The sequence below is a fragment of the Bacillus cereus group sp. BfR-BA-01382 genome, assembly GCF_022663475.1.
Classification (GTDB): Bacteria; Bacillota; Bacilli; order Bacillales; family Bacillaceae_G; genus Bacillus_A; species Bacillus_A thuringiensis_S.
This window is the reverse complement of sequence record NZ_JAKUFQ010000140.1, coordinates 1-11,097: the sequence shown is the minus strand read 5'-3', so window position 1 is coordinate 11,097 and position 11,097 is coordinate 1. Positions and strand designations below refer to the sequence as shown.

Sequence of the window (11,097 nt, the reverse complement as noted above, 5' to 3'; positions counted from 1 at the left end):
CCGTTCAAATAACGTAGAACGATTTGTATTTTTTCATCAGCTGTAAATTTAGCCATAGAAAAACTGCACCTCCAATTGTTAGACTGTGTCTAACAATTGGGGTGCAGTTCAAAAAGAATTGCTCTTTTTGTGCTTATAAGTTGTGAATAATGAAAAATGTATGTTAATTTTTCATTATGAAGAGAAAAAAGGAGTGATTTTCATGAATGAGATGATACATAAGATGGAGCAACATGTTTCAGTTCGTAAATATAAAGAAGAATCAATTCCGAAAGATGTAGTAGAAAAGATGGTGCACGCTGCACAACATGCAGCTTCATCACATTTTGTACAGGCGTATTCTGTTATATATGTAACAGATCAGGAATTAAAAGCTAAACTAGCAGAGCTATCCGGAAATCGCCATGTGAAAGACTGTGCAGCATTTTTTATTTGTTGTGCAGATTTAAAACGACTTGAAATTGCATGTGAAAAACATGGTACAGAGATAAAGCATGAGGGAGTAGAAGACTTTATCGTTGCGACGGTAGATGCATCACTTTTTGCGCAAAACTTAGCACTAGCGGCAGAGTCATTAGGCTACGGTATTTGTTATATTGGTGGTATTCGTAATAATCCGAGAGAAGTGAGCGAATTGCTTCATTTACCGGATAAAGTATATCCTGTATTCGGAATGACAGTCGGTGTACCAGATGAAGAACATGGAGTTAAACCACGTTTACCAGTAGCAGCAGTTCTTCATGAAAATGGATATAATGAACAGAAATATGATGAATTACTAAATGAATATGATGAAACGATGAGCGCGTATTACAAAGAAAGATCATCAAATCAAAAAAACGTAACGTGGACGGAATCAATGAGTTCATTTATGTCCAAAGAAAAAAGAATGCATATGAAAGAGTTTTTAAGTGAAAAAGGTTTAAATAAGAAGTGAGTAAAGAGGCAAACCTGTGATGTGGGTTTGCCTTTTTTGGAAGGAGAAATACCTAAGGCCAGAAAGTTCTTTATTCTTTCTGAACTTAGGTATTTTGTTTGTTATCATATACATAGAAATAAAAATTAATAATTTTTTATAAAAGTGATAGAAAAAGAGAATGAAATGCCAATAGTAAGTAAAAGCAGCTGCTAAAGGGGAACTGAGGAAGGAAGATGCTTATGATTTTCAATTCTGAAGAGGATTTAATTATAGCTATGAAAAAACATGATCAAGATGCTTTGAAAGAAGTGATTGATCAATATGGAAAATTAATTTTGTACATTATTCATAAATCATTAAGTACCCCTATTGAAAAACAATATGTGGATGATTGTTATAACGATGTATTTACTGTCATTTGGTTTAATATCGACCAATTTGATAATGTAAAAAGCGGCATAATAGCCGCTTTTTACATTATCACGTTTAAAAATATATCATGATATTTCATTCGAAACCTAATTCTTAATGCATAACCTAAAGCAACTTCTATAATAAATGCAAACTTTCAATAAGAAGATACATACCCGTACAACTTAAAAGGATATACGTAAATATTTTAAAAATCCGTTGATTAAGCCATTTGAAAATAATTTGACCTATAAACAAACCTAAAAATAAAATTGGGATGGCATAAAAACTTGATTCCCAAATGGTTTTGTTTGTGCCAGTAAAGAGTATTTGAGTTACTAGACTAATGAAATATATAAACAGATAAAAAGCTAATGTAGTTGCTCTTAACTTCTCTTTTTCAGTATCAGTTCCTGTAAAATAAAGTAACAGGGGAGGACCTGGCATACCGATACTTGTCGTTAAAAGACCAGATAATCCACCAACTATGAAATCTCTAGATTGTGTTGATCTAACCTTAATTTTGCATATTAGCAACAATGTTAATAGTAAGAGTAGGATGCTAACTGCTAATTTAAAAGTGTTTATGTTAACGGAAATGAAGATTAAAATACCAAAAGGTACACCAACTATACTTCCCAAAATAAACCTTTTCAGTAGAACAAAATCAACGTCCATTCTTATTTTCCAAATGAGTGAAATGGAGATAATTAAAGATAAAATAATGTTTATTTGTATAGCTTCTTGTGGTAAAAATAACATAAGTAAGAAAGGGGTTGCCATTATGGAAAAGCCAAAACCTGTACTTGCTTGCAGAATAGAAGCCACTAATATAATACATATGAAAATGAATGTGATACCCAAAACAGCCCTCCTCTTTAATCAAGTTTAACTAGTTGAAGTCTCTTATTTAAGTGCAAACTTTCACAAACTTATTTATATTTTAACATAAATATCTAGTTTTTTCTCAAATAGTGTTGCCATATAAGGATCATTAACTAAAAAATTAGACTGACATTTTTAAGCAATTTTATTATTGGGAAACAAATAATGAATGGGATTAAAATCTATTGATTATCATTAGATTATTCACTGAGATCCCCGCGATAAACAAGAAAAGCCATATAAAATTTACAAAAATACAGCATGTAGCTAATAAACTGCCAATTATTTGAGGAGAAAGAATTTCTAACAGCCCTCCTGTAAAAAACATAGATAACTGAATAAGAGATCCGTAAACGGAATAATGGAATGAAAAAACTTTACCCATCATATTTTCGTGTGTGTAAGTTTGAAGTAATGTCGTATCAAGTGGAACGAGGATTCCTCCTGCTATGCGCATACAGAATAAAGTAACGATACCGATAATAAGTTGATCGGATAGAATGAATCCGAGAAAGAAAATTCCTTGTAATAATTAGGCTCAACCGAATACTTTTTTCATTTTTTCTTTATTATGAGACATATAAAGATTAACGAGAAGGCTTCCAATCATAAGCCCAATGCCTTGAACTGTATATAAAATTCCAATGTTAGTGTGGAAAATTCTCTCGGTATAGATCGTTAGGAGTAGCTGATAAGCGCCTCCAATAATGCCCCATGAAATGCCGACAAGAATTAATGTTAAAATAATTTTTGTTTGTAATATGTATGTATAACGATCTTTTATATCAGTGAAAAATGTTTCTTATTCCATATTAAACGATATTTTGTTAGTTGAAATCGCAAATAAGAGGGATATAAATTCATACGAAAGTATGAAAAAAAACAGCTCAAATATGAGCTGTTTTTCTATAGTTTTTAGTTCATTTGTCAAGGATAGGATATATTAATATCCGTATCCGCCGCCACCCCAACAGCTACATCCGATGATGATTAGAAGGATGAATAGTACGATAAGCAAAGCAAATCCACCGCCGAAACCAGCGCAACTTCCACCATAACTCATATGTTTTCCTCCTTTTTAGTAAGTTAATCTATATGGTTCATGGACTACTATATACAGTATGTTTTTTGTATAGAAAACGAGCCAGTCTCATTTATAATTAGACAAATGCCTGTAGATTCATTAGGATTGTATGTTAGTGATTTGTAAATGAACCTTTACGTGATTCGTAATTTAGGCATAAAAAAATAAAAAATTGTAAAAAAAACCATTTTTTTATTTTTTTATGAGAGAATATGTACTATAATTTTACAAGTAATATTATGGGAAAAGGGAGTTTTAGTATAGAGATGGAGATGGGACAATTACAAAATAAAATAGAAAACAAAAAGAAAGAGTTAATTCAACTTGTTGCGAGACACGGATTGGATCATGATAAAGTTTTGTTATTTAGCCGAGATTTAGATATACTAATTAATAAGTTTATGAATGGAAAAGACAAAGTGCATAAATAAAAAATTTATAGTTTTTTATATTAAGATGTTTCACGAGAAGGAGAGGACAGTAATTGGAACATTTACAGGAAGAATTGTATAAACAAATAAAAGAAGAAAAAGGTACAGTTACAATTTTCTTAAAGAGTGGCGTTAGAATAGTAGGAGAAGTTGTTGGAGTAGATAAATTTACAGTTTTAATATTAGTGGATGGAAAACAACAGCTTATTTATAAGCAGGCTATATCAACAATAATGAAATAAGACACTCTTGTTGAGTGTCTTATTTCATTATTGCTTGCATGCCTCAACATCAATACCGGCAGCAATTAACTTCTTTTCTCCATCTTGTTCAATAATTTTTTGTAATTTAGATAGGAAAGAATCAAAGTTTGTATGCTTTGCTACTTGGAATGTCATTTTATGTTCAATTGGTAACCACGTATCAATATCAGCTTCGTTATGTTGGATTTTCACCTCAAGTTTATCGAGTGCATTAGCAACTTTTGCTTCGTACGTTTCTTTCGCTTCAAACTCCATCCATAAGTCATATAATTCCTCACCGAGAGAACTTGTTAATGTTTGTTTAATATTTAAAATAGCTTCTAGTTCATTTTTTTGTTTTTGTAGTTGTAATTCGTGACTATTCATCGTATCAAAAGCAGGGATATCACCAGCTTCGGCTTCGACTAGGTCGTGAATAATAACCATCTTAAGTAATTTCTCAATATTTACTTTTTGATCCAAATAAGGTTCAACTAAAATAGCCATTAGAGACATACGCCATGTATGTTCGGCAACACTTTCTTGACGTCCGTTAGAAAGCCAGCTATGTCGCATTTCATATTTTAGTTTTTCTGCTAATGCAATGACTTGTAAAATGTTGTGTTCCATCGTGATCCTCCTCATTTATCCATACTATAATTCTAATATAGAAATGAAATGTGTCAATTTCATGAGTATATTGCGATAAACAGATGATAAGCGTATAATACATGTTATATGTGAAAACGTATTATTAAAATAAAAAAATGTTATATAAAAATGGAAAGGAAAGGGCAGAAATATGGGAGAGAAAAATCAAGTATTAGCTAGACCACAAAGAAGAAAAAGGAAGTTTGATATTTCTAGCCCAGTGGGCATTATAGTAGGGTTCATTATAGTGATAGCAGCAATTATGCTTGGCGGCGGTGGAATAAAAGCTTTTAAAAACTTTTTAGATGTTTCATCTATTTTAATTGTCATAGGGGGAACAACAGCGACAATTGTTGTGGCATATCGATTTGGAGAAATAAAAAAATATACGAAAAGCATTTTTACTGTTTTACATAGAAGAGAAGAAGATTTAGAACAGTTAACGGATTTGTTTGTCGATTTTTCGAAAAAGTCTAAAAAGCATGGCTTGCTTTCTTTAGAGGTTGATGGAGAGCAAGTAGACAATCCTTTTATTCAAAAAGGAATTCGATTAATGTTAAGCGGTTACGATGAAGATGAATTAAAAGAAGTGTTACTGAAAGATATTGAAACGGAAGTGTATGAGTTAAGAAAAGGAGCAGCATTATTAGATAAAATTGGTGATTTTGCTCCAGCTTGGGGAATGATTGGTACGTTAATCGGTCTTATCATTATGCTCCAAAACTTACAAGATACATCGCAAATTGGTACAGGGATGGCAGTTGCGATGTTAACGACATTATATGGGTCCGTACTTGCGAATATGATTGCAATCCCTCTTGCGGAAAAAGTATATCGTGGTATTGAAGATTTATATACAGAGAAGAAGTTTGTAATAGAAGCAATTTCAGAATTGTATCGTGGACAAATCCCTTCTAAATTAAAGTTGAAACTGGATACATACGTATACGAAACAAAGGTAAAAAAGGTAAAAGGAGCAGCCTAATATTTCAAGGAGTGGTATGATGAGTAAAGGACCGCAAAAGGGATCGCCTCGTTGGATGACGACTTTTACAGATTTAACAATGTTATTATTAACTTTCTTTGTATTACTAGTTGCTACATCAAAGCAAGATGCAGTAAAATTGTCAAAGATGCTTGAAAAGTTTAGTGATACGGGGCAAGTAGATGCAAAAGTAATGGAAAATACAATACCGGATATTTCACATGAAAAAAATGATGAAAAGATGATCTCAAAAAAGAGAATGGATGAATTATATAAGAAGTTAAAAGCGTATGTAGATAATAACGGTATTAGTCAAGTGAATGTATATCGAGAGGATACAGGGGTAAGCGTCGTTATAGTAGATAATTTAATATTTGATACAGGCGATGCAAACGTTAAGCCCGAAGCGAAAGGGATAATAAGTCAATTAGTTGGATTTTTTCAATCCGTACCTAACCCAATTGTTGTAGAGGGACATACAGATAGTAGACCTATTCATAACGAGAAATTCCCTTCAAATTGGGAGTTATCTTCAGCACGAGCGGCAAATATGATTCACCATTTAATTGAAGTGTATAATGTGGATGATAAAAGGCTAGCTGCGGTAGGATATGCAGACACAAAGCCAATTGTACCAAATGATTCACCGCAAAACTGGGAAAAAAACCGTCGCGTTGTTATTTATATAAAAGAGTAGTATATTATTATTTTAATAATAAAATAATAAAAATACGAAAATTCTTTTAAAAAAATATTAAATTTTATCATTTTATTTTGTATAATGAGTGAGAATGATAAGGTGAAATATTAAGATATATTTATACATAGAAGGAGAGAATTAAAAAGAATGGCACATAAAATTTTAGTAGTAGACGATGCGATGTTTATGCGAACGATGATTAAAAACTTATTAAAAAGTAATGCTGAATTTGAAGTTATTGGCGAAGCAGAGAATGGGGTAGAAGCAATTCAAAAGTATAAAGAACTTCAACCTGATATTGTAACATTAGATATTACTATGCCAGAAATGGATGGGCTTGAAGCATTAAAAGAAATTATTAAAATTGATTCAAGTGCAAAGGTTGTTATTTGTTCTGCAATGGGACAACAAGGTATGGTATTAGATGCAATTAAGGGCGGGGCAAAAGACTTTATTGTAAAGCCATTCCAAGCGGATCGTGTAATTGAAGCTTTAACAAAAGTAGCAAATAGTTAATATAGAAGGGGTGCCACAAGGAATCAAAACAGTGATAGCGGATCGACGTGTGGCCCCCTTTTTTCTCATTATAAAACACTAAATTGTTATACATAAATGAAATGTTTGTTAGACAGGTAGGGGATAAAAATGCAAACAGATCTATTAAATATATTTTTTGAAGAGTCAGAAGAACATTTACAGTCGCTAAATGAAAATGTGCTAGTGTTAGAGCAAAATCCTGCTGATATGGATGTTGTAGGAGAAATATTCCGCTCCGCTCATACATTCAAAGGTATGTCTGCGAGTATGGAATTTACGGAGATGGCTGATTTAACACATAAGATGGAAAATGTGTTAGATGAAATTCGTCATGGGAATATAGTTGTAAATGCGGATATTATTGATGTGATTTTTGAGTGCATTGATAATTTGGAGAAGATGGTTGCAGATGTGCAACAAGGTGGAATGGGCAATATTGATGTAGTCTCAACTAAACAGAAATTAGAAGCATTATTGAACGGTAATGTAGAAACTACTACGGAACATATAGAGCAAAATCATATAGACAACGATGATGCAGTTTCGCATGCAGTGCATATAACAGTTGAACAGCAAGCAATTTTAAAAGCAGTACGTGCCATTATGTGTATTGAAGCATTACAAAATGTGGGGAATATACAAAAAACAGCTCCGAGTATTGAAGAAATTGAAGCAGATGCTTTCGGATTTGAATTTACAGTATTTATGGATACGGATTGTAGTATAGAAGAATTGAAACAAGTAGTACTTCATGTTTCTGAAATTGAGAAAGTGGAAGTAAAGCAAGGAGAACCTATATCGAGGGAAGTAGCTTCTAAAAAAGTCGTTACACAAGAAGTTGTGCAAGTAGAAGAAACGCTACAACCAGCTGTGGCTACGCAGGTAGAATCACCGATAGTGGCAACGAATCAGCCAGCTAAAAGTACTACAAAAACGAAAAATGCTAAAGTGGAGAATCGTTCAATTCGTGTTCAATTAGAGAAAATTGAAAGATTAATGAATATGTTTGAAGAAAGTGTAATTGAACGTGGGCGCATTGATGAATTGGCTCAAACGATTCAAAACAAGGAACTAATTGAACATTTAAATCGATTAGGCGATATTTCAAAAGATATTCAAAATGTACTATTAAATATGCGTATGGTGCCAATTGAAACTGTGTTCAATCGTTTCCCGCGTATGGTACGTATGTTAGCGAAAGATTTAGGGAAAAAAATCGATTTACAAATTACAGGTGAAGATACTGAAGTAGATAAAATTGTTATTGATGAAATCGGTGATCCGCTCGTTCATTTAATTCGAAATGCAATCGATCACGGTGTTGAAACTGTTGAAAAACGACGTGATGCAGGTAAAAATGAGACAGGTACTATTAAATTAGAAGCTTTTCATAGTGGAAATCATGTCGTTATTCAAATTACGGATGATGGAAACGGTATTAATAAAGGGAAAGTATTAGAAAAAGCGATTAAAAATGGCGTTGTAACTGAAGCAGATGCGAATAGATTAACAGATCGTGAAGTGTTTGATCTTATTTTCCAACCAGGATTTAGTACAGCTGAAGTTGTATCAGATCTTTCTGGACGCGGTGTCGGATTAGATGTTGTAAAACATACGATTCATAGTTTAGGTGGACATTTAATCATTGATTCTGAGGAAGGCAAGGGAAGTACATTTAGAATTGAACTTCCGTTAACGTTGTCTATTATTCAATCTATGCTTATTCAAACGAATGATAAGCGTTATGCTTTACCTCTTGGAAATATAGTTGAAGCAATTCGAATTAAGAAAGAAGACATCCAATCCTTACAAGGAAAAGATGTGTTAAATTATCGTAATCAAATTATTGAAGTGAAACATTTAAGTACTGTATTTGGTGAAAAAACAGTAGATGAGGCGTTTGCGTCATATGATGGTCAAATGGTTCCTGTGTTAATTGTTCGTAATACACATCGCAGCTATGGACTTATTGTAAACACAATTATCGGTCAAAGAGAAATAGTCTTAAAGTCATTAGGTGACTTCTTTGCAGAGAGTTCTAATTATTTCTCTGGTGCGACGATTCTCGGTGATGGACGAGTGGTCCTCATTTTAAACCCAGAAGGTTTATAATAGGAATGAAGGAAAGCTCCCCACTTGTATACAATTGGGGAGCTTTTTGACTAATCGTTACTACTCTAATAATGGCAATAAATACATATTAACGTTTTATATAATAAGTTTGCTAAAATCAAATGAGAGTTTATATCATTTGATAGAAAAACAGAAATGAGGAGGCAGGGAAAATGCCTGAGCAACACACAAAAGGGGATACGAGCACGATTGTGCTAGAAAAAGAAAATGAGCATTTAACGCCTCAAGAATGCGATATTCTTGGCGAAATTGCAAATATATCATTTGGTTCAGCTTCGACTGTATTATCAACAATTTTAAATAGGCAAGTAAGCATTACTGCTCCTCGCATAGAGTTGGTAGATTTATATGATTCAAGAGATGTCGAAGTTCCACATGTTGTATTAAACATTCACTTTACAAAAGGATTAGATATGGAAAACCTTCTTGTCCTTAAGCAAGATGTTGCATTGTCTATTGCTGATTTAATGATGATGGGAACAGGCGAGGTGGAGGACGGAAAAGAACTTGGTGAATTAGAGCTAAGTGCTGTACAAGAAGCGATGAATCAAATGATGGGATTCGCAGCTACATCTATGTCGGAATTCTTCCAAGATACAGTAGATATGTCTCCGCCGACGATTAAAGTTGTAAAGTTATCAGAAGAAATGGAGAAAATCTCTGAAATCGATGGAAATCATACGATTGTTAAAGTGTCGTTTGATTTAAAGATAGATAATCTTGTAAACTCTAAACTTGTACAAATTGTTTCTGTTGAGCATGCGAAACAAATGGTAAATAAATTAATGCAATTATCTGGTGGAGTAGAAGAAAAAGACGAGACAGCAGAAGTAGTGGAAACTGAGATTGTAGAAGAAGTTGAAAAAGAGCATTTAACACAAGAAGAGAAAGATGTGCTTGGTGAAATTGCAAATATTTCAATTGGTTCCGCTTCAACAGTATTGTCAACGCTTTTAAATCAGCCAGTTACAATTAGTACACCAAATGTGGAAGCAATCAATGTTCGTCATTATGATGGAGTACCAGTGCCATTTGTTATTTTAAATGTTGACTTTGTTGAAGGGCTAAAGAATGAGAATGTATTCGTATTTACGAAAGATGTCGCCTTAACAATGGTAGATTTAATGATGATGGGAACAGGGGAAGTTGATCCGGAAAAAGAGCTTACTGAATTAGAACTGAGCGGTATTAAAGAAATTATGAACCAAATGATGGGGCACGCTGCTACGGCGATGTCAGAAATGTTCCAAGAAAAAATGGACATGACGCCGCCAAATGTTAAATTTGTAACGTTAAAAGAAGAAATGGAGTATTTGGGAGAGTCAATGGAAGTGGACGAACTCGTTCAAATTACGTTCAATCTTGAAATTGGCGATCTGCTTCAATCGAAAATGTATCAAATTTTGCCGATTTCTGAAGCGAAAGAAATGGTAAGGCGACTTCTGTATCCAATGGTGGAAGAAGAAGAGATTGCAACAGAAGAAATTGAAGAAGAAAAAATTGTAGAACCAGTTGTGCAACCTATTGAATTTAAAGAAGTAAAACAAATGGAGCCAGTATATATGGACACGTCCATTCTACAAAATGTAGAAATGAACGTGAAATTTGTATTTGGAAGTACAGTGAAAACAATTCAAGATATATTAAGTTTACAAGAAAATGAAGCAGTTGTACTAGATGAGGATATTGATGAACCGATTCGTATTTATGTAAATGATGTATTAGTGGCGTATGGTGAACTTGTAAATGTAGATGGATTTTTCGGAGTAAAAGTGACGAAATCACTATAAGGCATTGAAATAGGAGTTTGAACTAGTAGATGAAAAACGTAAAGTTTTTTCTAATGAGTTGGCTATGCATACATGTATGCTTGTTCTTCCCCTTGCAAAGTCAGGCTGAGGAACAAATTGAGTCAGATCAAAAAATAAATGAAGTGAATGTACAAGAAGAAAATAAGGAATCTCAAGAATCGTCAGAGCAAGTGGAAACGAAGCAAGATGAAGAGAAACAAAAAGAAGTAGAACAAAAAGAAGTAAAACAACAAGAAGTAGAACAACAAGAAGTAGTAAATAAACAATTGGGTGAAAGAAAGATAGAAACGGAACAAGGAATTGTTACA

The 11,097-nt window shown here is 33.2% G+C and carries 12 protein-coding genes and 2 pseudogenes; 10 read left to right on the top strand and 4 right to left on the bottom strand.

The window, feature by feature from the left end; genetic code table 11:
- The first annotated feature begins 202 nt into the window (after positions 1–202).
- Together nfsA and MR160_RS30845 are read left to right on the top strand one after the other, a co-directional pair.
- Positions 203–937, top strand: a complete 735-nt coding sequence (nfsA, locus tag MR160_RS30850) for an oxygen-insensitive NADPH nitroreductase (protein ID WP_001004528.1) — start codon at positions 203–205, stop codon at positions 935–937.
- Positions 938–1,158: 221 nt separating this feature from the next.
- The gene (locus tag MR160_RS30845; protein WP_015945739.1) at positions 1,159–1,422 is read left to right on the top strand and encodes a hypothetical protein; all 264 of its coding nucleotides are present in this window, start codon (positions 1,159–1,161) and stop codon (positions 1,420–1,422) included.
- Between the two features lie 46 nt (positions 1,423–1,468).
- On the opposite strand, the gene MR160_RS30840 is transcribed toward MR160_RS30845, so the two are convergent.
- The 3 genes and pseudogenes from MR160_RS30840 to MR160_RS30830 form a co-directional block, all read right to left on the bottom strand.
- A complete protein-coding gene (locus MR160_RS30840; RefSeq protein WP_000513086.1) occupies positions 1,469–2,194 on the bottom strand; it encodes a sulfite exporter TauE/SafE family protein in 726 nt (241 codons plus the stop codon).
- A gap of 196 nt (positions 2,195–2,390) precedes the next feature.
- Positions 2,391–3,017 (bottom strand): annotated as a pseudogene (locus MR160_RS30835) (MFS transporter); the annotation flags it as partial.
- A gap of 141 nt (positions 3,018–3,158) precedes the next feature.
- Complete coding sequence (locus tag MR160_RS30830) at positions 3,159–3,278, bottom strand: YjcZ family sporulation protein (RefSeq protein ID WP_000120179.1); 120 nt, start codon at positions 3,276–3,278, stop codon at positions 3,159–3,161.
- A gap of 233 nt (positions 3,279–3,511) precedes the next feature.
- On the opposite strand from MR160_RS30830, the gene MR160_RS30825 reads away from it, so the two are divergent.
- Positions 3,512–3,730: an aspartyl-phosphate phosphatase Spo0E family protein gene (locus MR160_RS30825; RefSeq protein WP_000291690.1), complete on the top strand. Its 219-nt coding sequence runs from the start codon at positions 3,512–3,514 to the stop codon at positions 3,728–3,730.
- Positions 3,731–3,783: 53 nt separating this feature from the next.
- Positions 3,784–3,972 (top strand): RNA chaperone Hfq, encoded by a 189-nt coding sequence (hfq, locus tag MR160_RS30820; RefSeq protein WP_000400665.1) that lies wholly within the window; start codon positions 3,784–3,786, stop codon positions 3,970–3,972.
- Between the two features lie 27 nt (positions 3,973–3,999).
- Here hfq and MR160_RS30815 read toward each other — a convergent pair whose 3' ends face one another.
- Positions 4,000–4,602: an HD domain-containing protein gene (locus MR160_RS30815; protein ID WP_000400770.1), complete on the bottom strand. Its 603-nt coding sequence runs from the start codon at positions 4,600–4,602 to the stop codon at positions 4,000–4,002.
- 172 nt (positions 4,603–4,774) lie between these two features.
- Here MR160_RS30815 and MR160_RS30810 point away from each other — a divergent pair, with 172 nt between their 5' ends.
- From MR160_RS30810 to MR160_RS30785, 6 genes and pseudogenes are all read left to right on the top strand, one after another.
- On the top strand, positions 4,775–5,608 hold the full coding sequence (locus tag MR160_RS30810; RefSeq protein WP_000504191.1) for a flagellar motor protein MotP: 834 nt from the start codon (positions 4,775–4,777) through the stop codon (positions 5,606–5,608).
- Between the two features lie 19 nt (positions 5,609–5,627).
- The gene (locus MR160_RS30805; protein ID WP_000033627.1) at positions 5,628–6,305 is read left to right on the top strand and encodes an OmpA family protein; all 678 of its coding nucleotides are present in this window, start codon (positions 5,628–5,630) and stop codon (positions 6,303–6,305) included.
- A 150-nt stretch (positions 6,306–6,455) separates the two neighbouring features.
- On the top strand, positions 6,456–6,824 hold the full coding sequence (locus MR160_RS30800; protein WP_000940568.1) for a response regulator: 369 nt from the start codon (positions 6,456–6,458) through the stop codon (positions 6,822–6,824).
- 129 nt (positions 6,825–6,953) lie between these two features.
- Positions 6,954–8,957, top strand: a complete 2,004-nt coding sequence (locus MR160_RS30795) for a chemotaxis protein CheA (protein ID WP_001192626.1) — start codon at positions 6,954–6,956, stop codon at positions 8,955–8,957.
- A 173-nt stretch (positions 8,958–9,130) separates the two neighbouring features.
- Positions 9,131–10,768: a flagellar motor switch protein gene (locus tag MR160_RS30790; protein WP_001115006.1), complete on the top strand. Its 1,638-nt coding sequence runs from the start codon at positions 9,131–9,133 to the stop codon at positions 10,766–10,768.
- A gap of 29 nt (positions 10,769–10,797) precedes the next feature.
- A pseudogene (locus MR160_RS30785) lies at positions 10,798–11,097 on the top strand (transglycosylase); the annotation flags it as partial.